Below are 17028 nucleotides of genomic sequence, written 5' to 3'. Positions count from 1 at the left end.
AATATTCTAATACTAACTACTCGGCCGCAACTTGCTTTGGCTGAACTTCAGCAGAATACACTTTCATCATCGCGCTACAGATTTCACGGCCATTGAAAATATTGCCTTCAATTTCAGCCACGGGCACAACTTCAGCAGCAGAACCGGTGAGGAAACATTCATCAAAGTCACCAAGCTCGTCGGGCATAATCACCCGTTCGATTACATTGATGCCCTGAGCCCGCGCCAAATCGATGACCGTGCGACGGGTAATACCGTCAAGGAAACAATCAGGCGTTGGTGTGTGAATTTCACCGTTCTTCACAAAGAACACATTCGCACCGGTTGCTTCAGCAATCTGACCACGATAATCAAGCATCATCGCATCTGAAAAACCACGTGCCTCTGCCGCGTGTTTCGACAATGTGCAGATCATGTATAGACCCGCCGCCTTGGATGCGAATGGCGCAGATGTTGGTGCAGGACGACGCCAATCGGAAAGAGCGAGGCGTGTGCCTTTGAGCTTGTCTTCATGGGAGAAAAGGCTTGGCCATTCCCAAGCAGCGATGGCGAGATGAACTGGATTGTTGTGCGCACCAAGGCCAAGTTCCGCAGAACCACGAAATGCCACTGGCCGCATATAGGCGTCAACCAGATCATTTTTCACAAGAACGTCACGGCAAGCTTGATCAATCTCCTCAACGGAATAAGGAATTTGAAAATCCAACAATTCAGCCGACTTGCGCAAACGTGTTGAGTGGTCGCTCAATTTGTAAATCTCGCCACCATAAGCCCGTTGGCCTTCAAATACGCTGGACGCGTAATGCAAAGCATGGGTCAACACATGCACCTTGGTGTCTTTCCAAGGTACCATTTCACCATCAAACCAAATCCAACCATCCCGTTGGTCTAAAGGCACGCCAGCCATTTCTTATCTCCCTACAAACGCATCTGTGTCGGATGCCGAATAATTTACTTCTTCTGATAAAACCCTCACAGACTTGGCAAATCAACTCAAGCTTGTGATAAGAAGAGAAAAAGCGATGATGAAGGCCAGCATGCCAGCCACAAAAATAAATGTCAACAAGACTGACATAAGTTTATCTCTGGTCGATGAACCCGCAGCCTCTAGCGCTGCAATGCCCCTTGACCTGATGGGACTTTTGTTCTTCGCCTATCGCGACTTTGTGCGCGATGCCGACGCACTATTGTCAAAACAAGGATTCGGTCGTGCACACCACAGGGTGCTCTATTTTGTTAATTTGCGCCCCGGCATGACCGTTGCTGACTTGCTCGACATCCTCAAAATTACAAAACAAAGCCTCGCGCGCGTTTTGCGACAGCTGGTCGATGGCGGTTATATTGAGCAACGTACCGGTCCAAGTGACCGCCGCCAACGACTGCTATACCCCACCAAAACCGGCGCTGACTTCTTCGAAACGCTTTCCGCTTCGCAAGCCCAACGCATTGCCCGGGCTTTAGAGCCAATGCCAAAAGAAACACGTCAACTGGTCACCCAATTTCTGGCTTCAATGATTGATCCAAACGATCAAGACACGCTGAAAAACCTCAACTTGGTGGACTAACTGGCCATCTGCGCGTTCTGGCGGCGGTCTTGAGAAAAATCGTAAATTTGATAGTTGCCGCGGCCATTCTTTTTTGCGGCATAAACAGCAACATCGGCCTGAGACATCAATTGTCGCCCACTCACTTGACCATCAGCTGAGTAGGCAATGCCGATACTGGCATTGCACATGCAGGTTTTTCCATAAAGCTCAATTGTGCGGCCAAAACTTTCGTTGATCCGTCGGCCAAGGTCCGCCGCAGTTGATTTGTCAAATCGACCCGTTGCAATCAACATAAACTCATCACCACCAACACGGGCAAGAAAGTCACCTTTGCGCATTGTATCTTGAATGGTCTCAGCCGCCCATTTTAATATACCGTCGCCCACTTCATGGCCGTGTGTGTCATTGATCTTTTTAAAGTTGTCCAGGTCGATGGAGAATAGCGCGAAAGCCGATCTCTCCCCTTGCGCAACACGCAGCCGCTCCACAAACTCTTTCTCAAAATAACGGCGATTTGGAACGTCGGTCAGCACGTCATGCAGAGAATCATAAGCTAACTTATCTTCCAACATACGGGTCTCAGTAATATCCTCATGCGTGCCAATCCATCCGCCGACAGGAGTTGGTGAATGAACAGAACGAATATAGCGACCCGAATTCAACTTTGTTTCGGTATATAGCTCTGCGCCCGTGCCAACATGAGCGAGGATTTCTGGCTGCAACCTGCTTGTGTCGCCAGTAAAATTACCGTCTGCTTTTTGTTGATCCAAAAGTGTCTGAAATGAAATGCCCTTTTTGACGATGGTGGGATCAACACTAAAGATCTGTATATATTTCTCATTCCAGACAGTAAGATTGCCGTCATTATCAAAAACAGAAACACCTTGTTGCATATGAGCAAGAGTAATCGTCAAAGCCTCATGCTCCATTGCGAGCTCAGACTGACTTTTTGCCAAATTGGAAATGGTTACAGCAATTAAGAATGGAGGAAATGTGAAAAACAACGCCAATGTTTGTTGTTGAAACACAATATCTCGCAATGCCATGTCCGAGGACAAACCAGGCAGAACACCAAACACAGCCGCCGCCGATACAGCCAGTGACAATATCGAACTAGCTAAAGCAACGTAATAGGGTCGTCCTTTGAGCGCCAACCACATAGTCGGAAACAACAGTACCAAGACCGGTGGCAAGGAAAGAGGCAGCAGGATTGAAAACCCAATCACAAAGGTGACGCAAATTCGAACGCTGTCTCGAATGTGGAGTAAATTTATGTTTTTGATTTTGAAAGGCGTCTTTTTCAACCGACGCATGGACAACCACGGCAGATAGATAATCATCGCGCTAACGATATCACCTGCCCACCAATTGATTAGCGCGTCAAATGGATGACCGCCGTAAACTTGCGAAACAATGCTTGACCCAATGGCTGCCGCCGGCATTGCTGCAACTGTAACCACACCTAGCAGCCACATCGCCCTCTTTGGACTATCGACCGAACGTCTTGAAATTTCTAATTTCTGAAAACAAAAATAGACAAACAATATCTCAATACAGTTTGCAAATGGGAAGCCAAAAACAATTAGGAGTGGGTCCCCAAAAATCATTTGGATTGAGGCATTTGCCGCGAAGGCCGAAAGGACGAAAGCAACCAAACGATCGCGCCCGTATGAAATGCAAATTAGCACTAAGACCGCATTGGCAGGCCAAAACACAGCAACATTGTGCGACGCACGTGCGAGCATGACGCTGGACAGAGCCAAAACGAAATAGGTCGCAAAACCGATCAAAAACGAATTCACCGTTTTTGCGTTAATGCGAACCATTCAACATTCTCCTGACACAAGCCTGTGCACTTAACCTATTCCTTCAGTGTTTACATATTATTATGATGAAGAAAAGCCGTTTACTAAAACGTTTTGAATCGGCCTCCAACTTGGCCATTGCATCCAAAATCGACACGATCAAGAATTGAATAACTTTGCAGTGACGCGAGGCGTTTAAGGTCTCGTCAAATGTTTTTTGTAATGAGACGTTAAACGCCTCGCGCAAATGGCTTTTGCACCTAATTTGAACTGCCCCGGGGTGCTAAACCCTTTTATCCCCTTGCTCTGCATTCCATCAAAACTGTTTGGTCACCTAGGACCTTTGATGAGTGCCAACAGGCATAGACGGAAAACAGTTCCCGCCAAACGACTTCCAAGCTGCCTTCGGTGTCAGGCTGGACAAGTCAAAATCAATGCGAACGACAAACGTCTTGCCATTCAGCCATTCCCTTCTTTTTAAGAGTTTCGCGCCGCCGTTGTTCGCTTTCGCTCGCCTTTTCTTGCGCTCACGCCACGCAGGCTGACCCCGACATCCCCGATTTTTTTCGCACCGCCGTCGCAGACTTCGTCTGCTACCCCGGCACCCCCGCCAATTGTTCGTCCCATGCAGACGAACACTAATCAACAGGCTCACTCGCCATCCGATACCCGTCGGCACCCTGTATGGCTTCAAAAGAAAGTGCACATATTGTGACATAACATTGTAGGGCGGGGATAAGAATTACCCTCCTCCCATATCCATTATGAAAAGGATCAAGATCAACCAATCACCGCCATTCGTCATACTCGGGCTTGCACCGAGTATCCAAACGACGTCGAAAAATTAGAACTATATCGAAGACCGTTCCCGCCTCACCCCTGCGCTAATGCATCATGGAACCTCGGGTCAGCCTAAGTGAAGGAAACGCCAAATGATGTCCGAGGGTTACGATGACCATTTCAACTCACCGATCTTGGCGTGGGTAGAAAATGGACGCAGCCCGCTAAATCAGGCGCTGCCCATTCGGCACGAGCTTATCGACAGCTGCAAGGACAATATCGCCATTTTCATCTTCATAGCCCAGCGTCAGCACTTCGGACTTTAGCGGGCCAATCTGACGAGGTGGGAAGTTGACGACGGCCATAACCTGACGGCCAACCAGTTCTTCTGGCGTATAATGAACCGTGATTTGGGCTGACGATTTTTTGAGCCCCAACCCGTCGCCAAAATCAATAATCATGATGTGCGCGGGTTTTCGCGCTTCTGGAAACGGGTGCACTTCGACAATTGTACCAGTTCGTATGTCAACTTTTAGAAAATCATCAAAACTGATCTGATCACTCATGCGCCCAACTCCTCACTTCGTTTTCGCGCTGCGGTTACAACTCGTGTCATCAGCGGTGTTAGGCCCTCTTCGCCCATCAAAATCTGCAAACCCGCATAGGTGGTTCCATTGGGAGACGTCACATTTTCGCGCAATGTCGCGGCGCTTGTATCTGGTTCTGCATCCAAAAGCGCGGCGGCGCCAACAATGGTCTGCCGGGCAAGCTTCATCGCTACATCGGATGAAAGTCCTTGTGCTTCGCCGGCCTTCGTCATGGCCTCAACCATGTTGAACACATAGGCTGGGCCCGAGCCGGATAGCCCGGTTACACTATCAATGTCTGCTTCTTGGTCGACCCATATGGTCACACCGGAGGCATCGAGCAAACTGACAACGACATCTCGATCTGCATCCGCCACGCTCGGCATTGCATAAGCACCGATTGCGCCTTTACCAATTTTCGCGGGCGTATTGGGGATCGTGCGCACCACTCGGTCTGTGCCAAGCGCTGCGCTCATCTGTGTGGCGCTGATGCCAGCCATAACGGACAGCACCAATGTCTGTTCGCCAACGCTTACCGCTGCGTCCGCCATCACCGCCGCTGCGACTTGCGGCTTTACCGCGAGCACCAAAACATGCGCGGCTTGTGTTGGTGGGGAAGTGACAAGCATCGCACCAAGGGATTGTGCATGCTCAACAAGTTCAGGTTTTGGGTTTGGATCAACCAGGACAAGGTTTTCCGGCTTCAAGCCAGCTTCCAGCCATCCAATGGCCATTGCCATACCCATTTGCCCTGCACCAACAAGCACAATTGGACCTACATCAAAAAGGGACATTTTATCAGCCTTTAAGCTTCGCCAACCGTCTCAAACATCACGTGAGAAAGGGCTTCATCGGCAGGTTTGCCGGCCCAAACCACAAACTGGAAGGCTTGATAATATTGATCACAGCTCTCGACCGCAGAGTGCAAAAGCGCTTCGCATTGTTGCGGCGTCACTTCAGCGCCACCGCTCAAAAGATGCGAGTTGCGGAACAAGACCATGTTCTCTTTGTTCCAAATGTCGAAGTGCCCGATCCAAAGCTGTTCGTTCACCTTGGAAATGAGTTGTTTGACTTCTACCCGACGTGCTTCTGGAATTTTGAGATCGAACGCACATGCAATATGCAGCGATTCTAAATCTTCCATCCAAGAGAAAGAGACATGATAGTCGCTCCAACCACCGCGAATAGAAATCGAAATTTCATCCGCATCGGCGCGTTCAAACGACCAATCATTAATACCTGCAATGTGCTCGATGATATCCACCGGGTGCATTGCCCGTTCAATTTCCATCTCGATTAGCGACATAACTAGATGCCTTTTCAAAGCTCGTGTTCTGGCAGAACCGGGACAATGCTCGCGAAAAGCCAGCATAGCCCGCGTGTGATACGCTACTTCAAGATCAAAGAAATCATAACACTGACTTCTTTGAGCAAATCAGTGTTCGACGCGAATCTATCTGCGATAACGAACCTTAACCTGACCAACCCAACTGGGAATTCGAAAACATCGATTCCCACCAAATCTCTTGTGGATGATCAGCTCGAGATGGTTAACAGCACATTAACATTTCAGACTATGCACAGCCTGTTTATGTATTGAATTGGTACAATATGTTCTATTTTTTCTTGGCGGCGGGGCTTTTGCTGCCCATGGCATCCAACTGTTTGCGCAGTTCGGCAATTTCTTCGCCTTGGACCTGAACAAGTTCACGCAACGCGTCGAAATCGTCACGTTTGACCAAATCCATGTCATTGACCGCGCGTTCCATTTGAGACTTAACCGCAGTCTCAATCTCGCGACGCACGCCATCAGCCATTCCAGCAGCGTCATTCATCAACTTGCCTAGATCGTCAAAAATTTTGTTTCCATCGCGCATGGCGGTTTTCCCTCAAATCGATTGGTCATTTCAAACGAGTATTTCATGTATGTAAGCATCTAATGCAAGCTTGACCAGTGCATTGGCGAAATGCATGGTGCGATAAATCATCGCCCATTGCTGAGAGTGAACAATTTGCCATTCCCTGATATCGACCCTGTCGCCCTTGCTTTCGGCCCAATTGTCATTCGCTGGTATGCGTTGGCCTATTTGGCGGGCATCTTATTCGCTTGGGGCTACGGCCGGCATATTTTGCTGCAAAAGTCACTTTGGGGTACAGTAAAACCTCCCTTTACGCCAACCCAATTGATCGACTTCATCTTCTGGGCCGTGATCGGTGTCATCATTGGCGGGCGACTGGGATATGTGATGTTCTACGACATATTATTGAGCGTCGGGCTGAACTGGGCACAAGGTTTTGCCGGGATATATGCGGGCAGCTATTACCTGCAAAGCCCGCTGGATATTCCACAAGTCTGGCAAGGTGGTATGTCATTCCATGGTGGTCTATTCGGTCTTGTGATCGCCATGTGGATCTATGCAAAACGTAGCGACGCGAATGTTCTTTCGGGTCTCGACCTACTCGCCTTGATCAGCCCTATCGGGCTTTTGTTTGGCCGGATCGCCAATTTCATCAATGGAGAGCTTTATGGTCGGGTGACCGACATGCCTTGGGGCGTTGTGTTTCCTGCAGGCGGACCCGATCCGCGTCACCCAAGTCAGCTCTATGAGGGCCTGCTTGAAGGGCTTTTGCTGTTCATTATATTACGCATTATCAGCCACAATTTGTTGGGATTACGCAAGCCGGGCCTTGCGGCAGGTATATTCGGTATTGGCTATGGCTTGTCCCGTACCTTGGTTGAAACGGTGCGCGAACCTGATGCGCATATTGGATTGTTGCCCTTCAATCTCACCATGGGCATAATCCTATCCATACCGATCGCCATTGCTGGTTTGATTTTGATCTGGAATGCATTGCGCAAAAAACAAACGCAGCGTGCCATATGAGTGCCCAACAACCGACACCGACGCTTAGCGACCTTATCAACATGCAGATCATGACCCAAGGTCCGATGCCGCTTTCCACTTATATGACCCTTGCGCTCACCCACCCAACGCTCGGTTACTACAAGAAGGCTGATCCGTTGGGTCAAGCGGGTGATTTCATCACCGCACCAGAAGTCAGCCAAATGTTTGGCGAGATGATCGGCATTTGGGTAGCGCAATCGTGGCATCAATTAGGTGAACCCAATCCATTTTCGTTGGTTGAACTTGGTCCAGGGCGTGGCACATTGATGGCGGACTGTTTGCGAGTTCTGCAGCAAGTGCCGGGCATTCTGGACGCGATGAGCATCGGCTTGGTCGAAACAAACCCAATTCTGATCGATAAGCAGTTTGAAGCGCTTAAGGGCCACAAAGTGAAGTGGTATAGCGAAATTGATGAATTGAGCGCTCAAGATGGGCCGCTGATTATCATCGCCAATGAATTTTTCGACGCCCTGCCCATCAAGCAATTTCAACGTACTAACAGAAAATGGCACGAACGTCTGATCGGCTTGAAAGACAATAAGCGCGTTTGGGGCCTTTCCCCCACACCATTGCCAGATGACGCGTTTCCTGAAGGCTTGCGCAACGCCAGCAATGATCAAATCTGGGAAACAAGTTTTTTAGCGCAACAGATCGTTTCGCAAATCGCCACGCTGATCAAAACCCGAAAAGGGGCGATGCTGGCCATTGATTATGGCTATGGGGAAAGCCAAACCGGTGAGACACTGCAGGCTCTTAGTTCCCATCAACATGTTGACCCGCTGGACGACCCCGGAGAAGCAGACCTCACCACCCATGTCGACTTTGCCGCATTGGCCGAAGTCGGGGATAAAATGCAAGTTCCCTCATCCAAATTGATGAATCAGGTGGCATTTCTGAAGGCAATGGGCATCGAGCCGAGGGCCGAAGCGCTGGCCTCAGCAACACCTGCGGCTGCGAACAAGATTGCAACCGATTTGGCAAGGCTTATCGGGTCAGACCAGATGGGCGAACTGTTTAAAGTTTGGTGCTTGTTCAACACCAGTTCGCCGCCCTACCCGTTCGAGGCAGATTGATGCAAGCGCCACTAAAGTCCAAGCATTTTGACAATTTGGGTGTCGCCCACGGATTTTATGGCCGCGAGGGTGGCGTGTCTCAATCGCCCTATGATGGTCTGAATGTATCCTTCGCCGTCGGTGATGACCCGAAAAGTGTCGACACAAACCTGGATGTCATCGCCAAAGATTTTGGTGTTATCGCCAACGCACTTTGTTTGGTGAAACAAACGCACTCGACAAATGTGATCAGTGTTACCCAAGCATCGCCACGGCAAGACCGAATTGAAGCCGATGGCATCGCGACCGCGACCAAAGGCCTCGCGATTGGCATTCAAACTGCTGATTGCGGACCAGTTCTTTTCGCGGACACCAAAAACCAAATCATTGGTGGCTGCCATGCGGGCTGGAAAGGCGCCGTCGGCGGCATCGTCAGCAACACAATTGAAGCCATGGAAAAGCTCGGCGCTGAACGGCGGCATATTCACGCCATTTTGGGCCCATCCATCCGCGTTGAAAATTATGAAGTTGGCAATGCATTTAAAGAGGATGTGCTGGCCCAGCTTCCGCACGTTTCAGCCTATTTCAAACAGCCCAACGGGGCGATAAACCCACATTTTGATCTGCCCCATTGCATCATGGATCAACTCGAATCGGCCAACATTGCTGACGCTTTTGATCTAGAAGTTTGCACCTACGCGAATGCGGATAAATTCTTCTCCCACCGCAAATCAACGCATTTGAAAGAGAAAACTGGACGGCATTTGTCTGTGATTGCGCTTTTATGAGGAGAATTCAAAAGATTCTTCATATTCAACTTTTGTCACGGTTGAACCGAATGGCAGGCCAGTATAACAAGCAAATGACAGATGGGACTTTCGCTTGACTATCCACATTTTCCTGCATTCAAAGGGCGCGCTTCAAAATGAAACTGGTGACTGGGAATTCCAACCCTCCGTTGGCCAAGGCCGTAGCTAAATATCTCAACATGCCACTCACCGATAGTGTGGTGCAAAAATTCGCCGATAAAGAGATCTTTGTCGAAATCAAAGAAAATGTTCGCGGCGAAGATGTGTTTGTTTTGCAATCAACATCCTACCCCGCCAACGATAATTTGATGGAATTGCTGATCATCATCGACGCCCTGCGTCGTGCATCGGCCCGCCGGATCACCGCAGTGATCCCTTATTTCGGTTATGCCCGACAAGACAGAAAATCAGCGTCACGATCGCCCATTTCGGCGAAATTGGTAGCCAACCTGATCACCGAAGCGGGCGCAAACCGCATTTTGACCCTGGACTTGCACGCACAGCAAATTCAGGGTTTTTTCGATCTACCAACAGACAATCTCACTTCAGCACCCGTTATGGTGCGTGACATCCAAGCCCATTACGACACAAGCAACACCATGATCGTTTCGCCAGATGTTGGTGGTGTATTGCGTGCTCGAAATGTTGCCCGACGGATCGGCGCACCATTGTCTATCGTTGATAAACGCCGTCCAAAAGCTGGTGTTTCCGAAGTGATGAACATCATTGGTGAAGTCGAAGGCCAATCTTGCATCATGATCGATGATATCGTGGATAGCGGTGGCACATTGTGCAATGCGGCTGAAGCTTTGTTGAATGCCGGTGCAAAAGAAGTTTCCGCCTATATCACCCACGGCGTACTGTCTGGTGCAGCATGCGAACGGGTTGGCAATTCAAAACTGAAGGAATTGGTGATTTCCGACAGTATTTTGGAAACTGATATCGAAAAAGCAACCTCCAACATCCGCCGCTTCTCAATTGCAGGGCTGATGGGCGAAGCGGTGGCCCGCACGGCGGCAGAGCAATCTGTTTCTAGTCTGTTTGACTAGGCTTCAAGTCCAACTCGGTAACCCTCGGGTCAGCCTGCGCGGCGTGAGCGCAAAATTGAGACCCGAGGGTCTACACGAGACCTACAGTTGACTGTGGTTGAGATTTTCTAGACGCCCCTTGGATACTCGGGTCAAGCCCGAGTATGACAAAAGAAGCAAATGCTTGTGTTTCAACTCGGCCCTCAGCGTCAACCTTTAGGGCTAAAACTCAACGGCAATACGACCAAATTTCTGGTCTGAGCGAACCAAACCGACACATGCAGGCAAATACAAAAATCAGCCGTCATTTTCCCCATTGTGTTATCCGCCAAGAGCCTATATACACCGGGGCTTGAAGCGCTGCGTGCACCCCTGGAGGACGTCAGCGCGCGACTGGGAGATAGTCACCCAGTTCGCACCAACAACTTGGAGAATATCCATGAGCGCTGAGCTTAAGGCTACGGTTCGGGATCGGGTTGGCAAGGGGGCTGCTCGAGCACTGCGTCGCGAAGGTCTAGTTCCTGCCGTCATTTATGGCGACAACAAATCCCCACTATCAATTACAATTACCTATAAAGATGCAACAAAACGCATCCAACAAGGTGGTTTCCTTTCACAAGTGATCAGCGTTGACGTTGATGGCGAAGAGCACCGCGTAATCCCACGTGATTACCAGCTTGAGCCTGTACGCGATTTTCTTGTGCATGTTGATTTCCTACGGGTTTCTAAAACTTCAATTCTAACCGTTGATGTTCCAGTTCACTTTGTGAACGAAGAAGAGTCACCTGGTTTGAAGCGTGGCGGCGTGTTGAACGTTGTTCGTCACACTGTTGAAGTGAACGCATCTGAGCAAAATCTTCCAGAATTCTTGGAAGTAGATTTGACTGGTGCGGAAACTGGTGATGCGTTGCACATTTCAGGCGTTAAATTGCCAAAAGGTGTTACACCGACAATCACCGACCGTGACTTCACGATCGCAACAATTGCTGCGCCATCTGGTCTTAAATCTTCTGATAATGAAGAAGGTGACGACGAAGAAGCAGCTGCAGAAGCTTCAGTTGAAGTTGAAACAATCAAACAAGGTAGCGAAGAGTAGTTTCTCGCAATCGGGGCGCGATCAACCAGGTCGCGCCTTATCGTAAATACGATAAATCGGCGGGGGTGCCGGGGAAGCAGGCAAAGCCTGTGACGGCGGCACGAAAGTGATGCACCTTCTTGTTGGCCTCGGGAATCCGGGTAAGAAATATCAAGCTCACCGACACAATGTTGGTTTTATGGCGGTGGACGCAATAGCGAGCCGCCATAACCTTTCTCCCTACCGCTCCAAATTCAATGCTGAAATGGTTGAGGGCTCAATTGATGGGACCCGCGTCATTTTATTGAAGCCACAAACCTTCATGAACGACAGTGGCATCAGCGTTGCAGCGGCAGCAAAATTCTTCAAACTCGCCCCAGCTGACATAACAGTTCTTTACGATGAGTTGGATTTGGCACCCGGCAAAGTGCGCGTGAAATCCGGGGGCGGTAATGGCGGCCACAACGGCATTCGATCAATGGAAGCGCATATGGGTAAGGACTTTCATCGTGTACGTATTGGCATTGGGCACCCCGGCCACAAAGACCGTGTGCATAGCCATGTGCTGGGCGATTTCGCCAAGGCAGACAATGTTTGGCTTGAACCACTTTTGAACGCCGTTGGCGACCACGCAGGTTTATTGGCCTCTGACCAAGCCTCCAGCTTCATGAACAAGATTTCGCTGGCCGTAAACGGCGATGAGCCAAAGGCAAAGACCAAAAAGCCAGCTCAGAAAAAACAAGGTCCGAAGGCGCAAAGTCATATTCACCAAGCGCGCGCGACACAGAAAACAAAGATGCCCGACAAAGGGCCAATGGCCGACATGCTGAAGAAGCTGTTTGGCAAAGGAGACTAATTGTGGGATTTAAATGCGGTATCGTTGGGCTTCCCAATGTCGGCAAATCAACACTTTTCAACGCTTTGACACGCACGGCGGCAGCGCAAGCGGCCAACTTCCCATTTTGCACCATTGAGCCAAATGTTGGCGAAGTGAGCGTGCCTGATGAACGTTTGGACACAATCGCCAAAATCGGCGGTTCGGCGGAAATCATCCCAACGCGTCTCAGCTTTGTGGACATTGCTGGTTTGGTAAAAGGCGCGGCACAGGGCGAAGGACTTGGCAACCAGTTCTTGGCCAACATCCGCGAAGTCGACGCGATCGCCTACGTTCTGCGTTGTTTTGAGAATGACGACATTATCCACGTCTCCAACAAAATCGATCCGATTGCCGACGCCGAAGTCGTTGAAACCGAGTTGATGCTGTCCGATATGGAAAGTCTTGAAAAACGAGTGGGTGCACTAGAAAAGCGTCTTCGCGGCCAAGATAAAGAAGCCAAACTGACACTTGAGTTGGTTAAACGTGCCCTAGAAGTGTTGCAAGACGGTAGACCGGCTCGCCAAGTAGAAGTGGCAGAAGACGAACAAAAGGCCTTTAAAGAGCTGAACCTTTTGACCTCAAAGCCTGCGCTTTACATTTGCAATGTGGATGAAAAATCTGCGGCTGACGGCAATGAGCAAACCCAACGGGTTCAAGAATATGCCGACGCGCAAAATGCCCGCATGGTGATCATTTCTGCAGAAATCGAAAGCGAGTTGAGCCAACTCGAAGATGATGAGCAAAAAGAATATCTTGAAACGCTCGGTCTAGAAGAGCCCGGCCTAAACCGCATCATTCGCGAAGGTTATAAGCTGCTCAATCTTCAAACCTACTTCACCGTAGGTCCAAAAGAAGCACGCGCTTGGACCGTTGCTGTCGGCACGAAAGCCCCGCAGGCGGCCGGCGTCATTCACACAGACTTCGAACGCGGCTTCATTCGCGCCCAAACCATCGCCTATGACGACTTTGTGGAACTTGGCGGCGAAAGCGCAGCCAAAGAAGCAGGCAAAGCCCGCGACGAAGGCAAAGAATATGTCGTGAAAGACGGCGACATCATGCTGTTTAAATTCAACACCTAGTTCTTGCTGCAAACCGAATTTTGGAGCCCTGCCAAGCAATTGGTGGGGCTTTTTTGTCGCATGTATTATTGTGGGTTGCCGTTAACGTCAATATATGTACGATAACGGCAAATCGATAATGTGGCGATGAGGCAAGCTGGCAATGACAAATCCAATCACGAAAGATCGTTTGCACTTTGAAGACCTAAAAGTCGGACAGGTCATCCAACTGGGTGAGCGTCATTTATCCAAGGAAGACATAATTACCTTTGCCAAAGAGTTCGATCCGCTGCCCTTTCACCTAGACGAAGATGTCGCCAAAAAATCACTGTTGGGCGGCCTTGCTTCGAGCGGCTGGCAAACCGCAGGTTTCAGCCTGCGCATGCTGGTTGACGGTTTTCTCAATAAAGTCGCTGGCACCGGTGGGTTGGGGTTCGACAATTTGAAGTGGAAACGTCCGCTGATGAAGAACGACACCCTAACGGGCACCATAACTATTTCCGCCCTTCGTCGTTCGCATAAGCTTCAGAACCAAGGCATTGCTGTTCTAGATTTTGATATGCGCAACCAAAAAGACCAACAGGTGATGACATTGAGCCTGACCAACATGGTCGAGCTACGTGACCCGTCTGCACCATTTAGCGAAGAGGAACAGGCATGACTCTCTGGTATGAAGATATAGAACCGAAAGTCGTCTGGCCGCTCGGTGAACACACATTCGATCAAGACGAAATTATCCGCTTTGCCAAACGCTATGACCCACAATATTTCCATGTCGATCCAGAGGCTGCAAAGCACAGCCACTTTGGTGGGCTGATCGCATCAGGATGGCACACTGTATCAGTGGGCCACAAAATCATGGTCGACTTTATGTTCGCCCACGATGATGAACTGCGCGCCAAAGGCGAAGAGCCTGGCATCGCCGGCCCGTCACCCGGCGTTAACAAAATGGAGTTCCGCGCCCCAGTTCGGCCCGGCGATACGATTAGATTCGATCTAACGGTGAAAGATAAACGCAAATCAAACTCACTGCCCGGCTGGGGCGTTCTGACGAGCATTATTGAGGCCTACAACCAAGATGACCAGTTGGTTTATCGCTCAGAGATCGCGAGTTTTTCAAAGCTACGGGATTACAAACCCAAATTGAAAGAGCGCGTTATGCTGGCAATGGCAGCGATGCCGGTCTTGCGAAACCTGCTGCGACGGTAGCAAACGCTTGCAGTTGAAGTTGATTGTGGGCTTAACCATCATCACGGTCGCGCAGATACTGCTTCATTTGTGGAAATGATGGCAACCACGCCTCGCGACGTGAGACCCAACTTTCATAAGTTGGCGTCAGCTGGCTTGGTTCATCCAGCGACCCTAAATGAACTTCAATCTCATCCCCAGTACGTGCAAAAACTGATGACCCACAATCGGGACAGAAGTGCCGCCCCTTATAGTTTTTCGTTTCGCCGTCAACTTCAACTGCATCTTGAGGAAAAACGGCTGACGCATAAAAAATCGCGCCGTGATGTTTGCGGCAGTCCATGCAGTGGCAAATGCCCACCCGCAAGGGTACGCCCTTCGCCACAAACCGAACCTTTTCACATTGGCAGCCGCCAACAAGTTGATCCATTTCCCAGATCTCCTAAATGCAACACATGCTCAAATTGTTTGAGCGCATGTTGACAACAACAGCAATTTGGATAATTTTTAGCACATTCAAATCATGAGGTGACGCCTAAAATGATCAGCTAAGTTTTATCGACGCGACCGATGTTTTGCGATGACACGCTCTGTTTTGAGCGTGAGCGAACATATGGGCCGATAAAACAGGTTTAGCGATCAGCGACGATGATCTATCGTCCCGCGCGTCTTTCAATTTTCAAACTTTTTGTCTTTTACGCGCCCTTTTTGGCGCATCGCATCCTTATGGAGAGCATCATGATCAACATTCCTCAATCCATCAAACTCACAAACAAAATTTCAAGCGCCAAATTTGAGCGCTTCTCGATGGAAGGAACTTTCTATGAAAGCCCCATTTACGCATATGAACCCAAAGGCCAACAAAGGTTTTAAGCAACCCAAAGTCGGTAAAAACAGGCAATCAAATTTTGGCAAAGGTGGACCAACACTTCAGGTTCCCAGAATTTCTAAAAATCCCAAATTGGTTGATTTGCTAAAGCAAAAATAACTTCAGCCTCAAGAATAGTGCGCGGCCCATTTGGGCTGCGCCAAATTTAAATTCAAATGGCCCTGCCATTATGAAACGAGAGAAATTATGAGTATTCTAACCTATCACATTGCTTCAACTCTAGACGGATATATCGCTAAAGAGGACGGAACCGTGCCCGGATTTGCCATGGAAGGCACCCATGTTGATGACTATTTCGCCACGCTTCAAACCTATGACAAAATCATAATGGGGCGAAAAACATATGAGGCTGGATATGCCTATGGCATGAAAAAGGGCCAAAACCCCTATCCTCATGCTAGATCAATAGTCTTCTCCAAAAGTGTGAAAATCGAAGGTGAAAAAGAAGTCGAAATAATCGACACCGACCCGGTTGCTGCCATTAAAGAACTAAAAGCAACCACCGATGGAGAAATCTATTTGTGTGGCGGCGGCGCGTTAGCGGGGACACTTCTCAAGCATAAAATGATCGACAAACTGATCATCAAACTCGCCCCCATTGTCTATGGACAAGGTATATCTCTATTTGGCGAATTGGAGAACTTCGCCGAATTTGAGTTGGTGAATTCAAAGTCCTATGACACCGGAACGGTGTTGTTGACATACAAACGAGCATAGATAACAGCTCGGCAAAACTAAACATCGTCTTCGCCAGCAATGGCGAAGACATTTGATCATCCCTGCAAGATCAACTTCAGCCCAGCGGCGCCAAAAATCATCGCAAAAACGCCCTGCACCCATCGGCGCACTTTGAAATAGCCCTTGATCATGCGGTCGGTCGAGAAGAACAAAGCGTAGGAGAAGTTGATTATGAGTGAAATGCAATAGGCACCAACAAAGACTACAAAAGCCATCCACCATGGTGCGTCAGGCTGTAGTCCCAGCGTGATCACGGCAGCCCATGCGAACAATGCCTTCGGATTTGTGACGTGCAGAACAAAGCCGCCTGCAAACTGTTTCGACAATGACTTGCCACCGATGTCCGCTTGCTGCGGGTCTTCCACGGAGGCTGCATTCTTGCCAGCTTTGTAAGCCAACCAGAGCAAATAGATCCCGCCAGCGATTTTAAGCCAATAAAGCACGCCAGCAAACGAAGAGATAAAAGCAACAAGGCCAAACACCGCTAGCATCGACCACAACAGTGAACCGGTGACAACACCAGCAGCCTTTGCCACCCCTTGCGGACGCCCCAATGACATTGAGGCACCTGCGATGGCGAGTGTGGCTGGGCCGGGACTGGCAACAGCTAAGAAAAACACAAAATATGCCAAAGCCAAATTTGGCAGGTGAGCGATGATGATGTCCATAATGCTTTCAGTACTCCAGTG

Annotated in this window: 21 protein-coding genes; 12 read left to right on the top strand and 9 right to left on the bottom strand. The window is 49.4% G+C overall.

The annotated features are described in order from the left end of the window. Window positions 1–16: 16 nt before the first annotated feature. Window positions 17–907 carry a branched-chain amino acid aminotransferase gene (locus AC2D8L_RS01070; RefSeq protein WP_484683600.1) on the bottom strand — a complete coding sequence of 297 codons (891 nt, stop codon included), beginning with the start codon at window positions 905–907 and terminating at the stop codon, window positions 17–19. 115 nt (window positions 908–1022) lie between these two features. On the opposite strand from AC2D8L_RS01070, the gene AC2D8L_RS01065 reads away from it, so the two are divergent. Continuing rightward, window positions 1023–1565, top strand: coding sequence for a MarR family winged helix-turn-helix transcriptional regulator (locus AC2D8L_RS01065; protein ID WP_484683599.1), 543 nt, complete (start codon window positions 1023–1025; stop codon window positions 1563–1565). Here the strand turns inward: AC2D8L_RS01065 and AC2D8L_RS01060 are convergent. The 6 genes from AC2D8L_RS01060 to AC2D8L_RS01035 form a co-directional block, all read right to left on the bottom strand. Next, window positions 1562–3373, bottom strand: a complete 1812-nt coding sequence (locus tag AC2D8L_RS01060) for a sensor domain-containing diguanylate cyclase (RefSeq protein WP_484683598.1) — start codon at window positions 3371–3373, stop codon at window positions 1562–1564. The two genes, AC2D8L_RS01065 and AC2D8L_RS01060, sit on opposite strands and share 4 nt — an antisense overlap. 456 nt (window positions 3374–3829) lie before the next feature. Continuing rightward, entirely contained in the window at window positions 3830–3979 is a 150-nt protein-coding gene (locus AC2D8L_RS01055) for a hypothetical protein (protein ID WP_484683597.1), read from the bottom strand. A gap of 377 nt (window positions 3980–4356) precedes the next feature. Further along, window positions 4357–4698, bottom strand: coding sequence for a tRNA-binding protein (locus tag AC2D8L_RS01050; RefSeq protein ID WP_484683596.1), 342 nt, complete (start codon window positions 4696–4698; stop codon window positions 4357–4359). Continuing rightward, window positions 4695–5513, bottom strand: a complete 819-nt coding sequence (gene proC, locus AC2D8L_RS01045) for a pyrroline-5-carboxylate reductase (protein ID WP_484683595.1) — start codon at window positions 5511–5513, stop codon at window positions 4695–4697. The genes AC2D8L_RS01050 and proC overlap by 4 nt, the downstream gene beginning before the upstream one ends. A gap of 11 nt (window positions 5514–5524) precedes the next feature. Then, window positions 5525–6025, bottom strand: coding sequence for a type III secretion system chaperone family protein (locus tag AC2D8L_RS01040; RefSeq protein WP_284361315.1), 501 nt, complete (start codon window positions 6023–6025; stop codon window positions 5525–5527). A 310-nt stretch (window positions 6026–6335) separates the two neighbouring features. Then, complete coding sequence (locus AC2D8L_RS01035; RefSeq protein WP_484683594.1) at window positions 6336–6596, bottom strand: accessory factor UbiK family protein; 261 nt, start codon at window positions 6594–6596, stop codon at window positions 6336–6338. Between the two features lie 126 nt (window positions 6597–6722). On the opposite strand from AC2D8L_RS01035, the gene lgt reads away from it, so the two are divergent. The 9 genes from lgt to AC2D8L_RS00990 all read left to right on the top strand — a co-directional run bounded on the left by lgt (window position 6723) and on the right by AC2D8L_RS00990 (window position 14733). After that, window positions 6723–7604: a prolipoprotein diacylglyceryl transferase gene (lgt, locus tag AC2D8L_RS01030; RefSeq protein WP_484683593.1), complete on the top strand. Its 882-nt coding sequence runs from the start codon at window positions 6723–6725 to the stop codon at window positions 7602–7604. Then, a complete protein-coding gene (locus tag AC2D8L_RS01025; RefSeq protein WP_484683592.1) occupies window positions 7601–8698 on the top strand; it encodes a class I SAM-dependent methyltransferase in 1098 nt (365 codons plus the stop codon). Before lgt ends, AC2D8L_RS01025 begins: the two co-directional genes overlap by 4 nt. Then, the gene (gene pgeF / locus AC2D8L_RS01020) at window positions 8698–9465 is read left to right on the top strand and encodes a peptidoglycan editing factor PgeF (RefSeq protein ID WP_484683591.1); all 768 of its coding nucleotides are present in this window, start codon (window positions 8698–8700) and stop codon (window positions 9463–9465) included. The genes AC2D8L_RS01025 and pgeF overlap by 1 nt, the downstream gene beginning before the upstream one ends. 137 nt (window positions 9466–9602) lie before the next feature. Then, window positions 9603–10535 carry a ribose-phosphate pyrophosphokinase gene (locus AC2D8L_RS01015; protein WP_484683590.1) on the top strand — a complete coding sequence of 311 codons (933 nt, stop codon included), beginning with the start codon at window positions 9603–9605 and terminating at the stop codon, window positions 10533–10535. A 418-nt stretch (window positions 10536–10953) separates the two neighbouring features. After that, window positions 10954–11610: a 50S ribosomal protein L25/general stress protein Ctc gene (locus tag AC2D8L_RS01010; RefSeq protein WP_484683589.1), complete on the top strand. Its 657-nt coding sequence runs from the start codon at window positions 10954–10956 to the stop codon at window positions 11608–11610. Window positions 11611–11719: 109 nt separating this feature from the next. Then, entirely contained in the window at window positions 11720–12445 is a 726-nt protein-coding gene (gene pth, locus AC2D8L_RS01005) for an aminoacyl-tRNA hydrolase (RefSeq protein WP_484683588.1), read from the top strand. A gap of 2 nt (window positions 12446–12447) precedes the next feature. Next, window positions 12448–13545 carry a redox-regulated ATPase YchF gene (gene ychF, locus AC2D8L_RS01000; RefSeq protein WP_484683587.1) on the top strand — a complete coding sequence of 366 codons (1098 nt, stop codon included), beginning with the start codon at window positions 12448–12450 and terminating at the stop codon, window positions 13543–13545. 142 nt (window positions 13546–13687) lie between these two features. Continuing rightward, entirely contained in the window at window positions 13688–14185 is a 498-nt protein-coding gene (locus tag AC2D8L_RS00995; RefSeq protein ID WP_484683586.1) for a MaoC family dehydratase, read from the top strand. Further along, the gene (locus tag AC2D8L_RS00990) at window positions 14182–14733 is read left to right on the top strand and encodes a MaoC family dehydratase (RefSeq protein WP_484683585.1); all 552 of its coding nucleotides are present in this window, start codon (window positions 14182–14184) and stop codon (window positions 14731–14733) included. Before AC2D8L_RS00995 ends, AC2D8L_RS00990 begins: the two co-directional genes overlap by 4 nt. A gap of 31 nt (window positions 14734–14764) precedes the next feature. On the opposite strand, the gene AC2D8L_RS00985 is transcribed toward AC2D8L_RS00990, so the two are convergent. Further along, window positions 14765–15142: a GFA family protein gene (locus tag AC2D8L_RS00985; RefSeq protein WP_484683584.1), complete on the bottom strand. Its 378-nt coding sequence runs from the start codon at window positions 15140–15142 to the stop codon at window positions 14765–14767. A 308-nt stretch (window positions 15143–15450) separates the two neighbouring features. Between AC2D8L_RS00985 and AC2D8L_RS00980 the strand changes: the two genes are divergently transcribed. Both AC2D8L_RS00980 and AC2D8L_RS00975 read left to right on the top strand, forming a co-directional pair. Then, window positions 15451–15585 carry a hypothetical protein gene (locus tag AC2D8L_RS00980; RefSeq protein ID WP_484683583.1) on the top strand — a complete coding sequence of 45 codons (135 nt, stop codon included), beginning with the start codon at window positions 15451–15453 and terminating at the stop codon, window positions 15583–15585. Between the two features lie 202 nt (window positions 15586–15787). Next, on the top strand, window positions 15788–16318 hold the full coding sequence (locus AC2D8L_RS00975) for a dihydrofolate reductase family protein (RefSeq protein WP_484683582.1): 531 nt from the start codon (window positions 15788–15790) through the stop codon (window positions 16316–16318). Window positions 16319–16374: 56 nt separating this feature from the next. Here AC2D8L_RS00975 and AC2D8L_RS00970 read toward each other — a convergent pair whose 3' ends face one another. Next, on the bottom strand, window positions 16375–17007 hold the full coding sequence (locus AC2D8L_RS00970) for a LysE family translocator (RefSeq protein ID WP_484683581.1): 633 nt from the start codon (window positions 17005–17007) through the stop codon (window positions 16375–16377). Between the last annotated feature and the right edge of the window lie 21 nt (window positions 17008–17028).

It is taken from the genome of Maritalea sp. YIW29 (assembly GCF_057219265.1).
The sequence above is the reverse complement of the archived record's forward strand: the minus strand, read 5'-3'. Positions and strand labels throughout refer to the sequence as shown.

Bases quoted from the DNA above. Each gene is read 5' to 3' on its own strand.
- AC2D8L_RS01070 (WP_484683600.1), bottom strand. From the start codon at position 907: ATGGCTGGCGTGCCTTTAGACCAACGGGATGGTTGGATTTGGTTTGAT.
- AC2D8L_RS01065 (WP_484683599.1), top strand. From the start codon at position 1,023: ATGATGAAGGCCAGCATGCCAGCCACAAAAATAAATGTCAACAAGACT.
- AC2D8L_RS01060 (WP_484683598.1), bottom strand. From the start codon at position 3,373: ATGGTTCGCATTAACGCAAAAACGGTGAATTCGTTTTTGATCGGTTTT.
- AC2D8L_RS01055 (WP_484683597.1), bottom strand. From the start codon at position 3,979: ATGGGACGAACAATTGGCGGGGGTGCCGGGGTAGCAGACGAAGTCTGC.
- AC2D8L_RS01050 (WP_484683596.1), bottom strand. From the start codon at position 4,698: ATGAGTGATCAGATCAGTTTTGATGATTTTCTAAAAGTTGACATACGA.
- proC (WP_484683595.1), bottom strand. From the start codon at position 5,513: ATGTCCCTTTTTGATGTAGGTCCAATTGTGCTTGTTGGTGCAGGGCAA.
- AC2D8L_RS01040 (WP_284361315.1), bottom strand. From the start codon at position 6,025: ATGTCGCTAATCGAGATGGAAATTGAACGGGCAATGCACCCGGTGGAT.
- AC2D8L_RS01035 (WP_484683594.1), bottom strand. From the start codon at position 6,596: ATGCGCGATGGAAACAAAATTTTTGACGATCTAGGCAAGTTGATGAAT.
- AC2D8L_RS01025 (WP_484683592.1), top strand. From the start codon at position 7,601: ATGAGTGCCCAACAACCGACACCGACGCTTAGCGACCTTATCAACATG.
- pgeF (WP_484683591.1), top strand. From the start codon at position 8,698: ATGCAAGCGCCACTAAAGTCCAAGCATTTTGACAATTTGGGTGTCGCC.
- AC2D8L_RS01015 (WP_484683590.1), top strand. From the start codon at position 9,603: ATGAAACTGGTGACTGGGAATTCCAACCCTCCGTTGGCCAAGGCCGTA.
- AC2D8L_RS01010 (WP_484683589.1), top strand. From the start codon at position 10,954: ATGAGCGCTGAGCTTAAGGCTACGGTTCGGGATCGGGTTGGCAAGGGG.
- pth (WP_484683588.1), top strand. From the start codon at position 11,720: ATGCACCTTCTTGTTGGCCTCGGGAATCCGGGTAAGAAATATCAAGCT.
- AC2D8L_RS00995 (WP_484683586.1), top strand. From the start codon at position 13,688: ATGACAAATCCAATCACGAAAGATCGTTTGCACTTTGAAGACCTAAAA.
- AC2D8L_RS00990 (WP_484683585.1), top strand. From the start codon at position 14,182: ATGACTCTCTGGTATGAAGATATAGAACCGAAAGTCGTCTGGCCGCTC.
- AC2D8L_RS00985 (WP_484683584.1), bottom strand. From the start codon at position 15,142: ATGGATCAACTTGTTGGCGGCTGCCAATGTGAAAAGGTTCGGTTTGTG.
- AC2D8L_RS00980 (WP_484683583.1), top strand. From the start codon at position 15,451: ATGATCAACATTCCTCAATCCATCAAACTCACAAACAAAATTTCAAGC.
- AC2D8L_RS00975 (WP_484683582.1), top strand. From the start codon at position 15,788: ATGAGTATTCTAACCTATCACATTGCTTCAACTCTAGACGGATATATC.
- AC2D8L_RS00970 (WP_484683581.1), bottom strand. From the start codon at position 17,007: ATGGACATCATCATCGCTCACCTGCCAAATTTGGCTTTGGCATATTTT.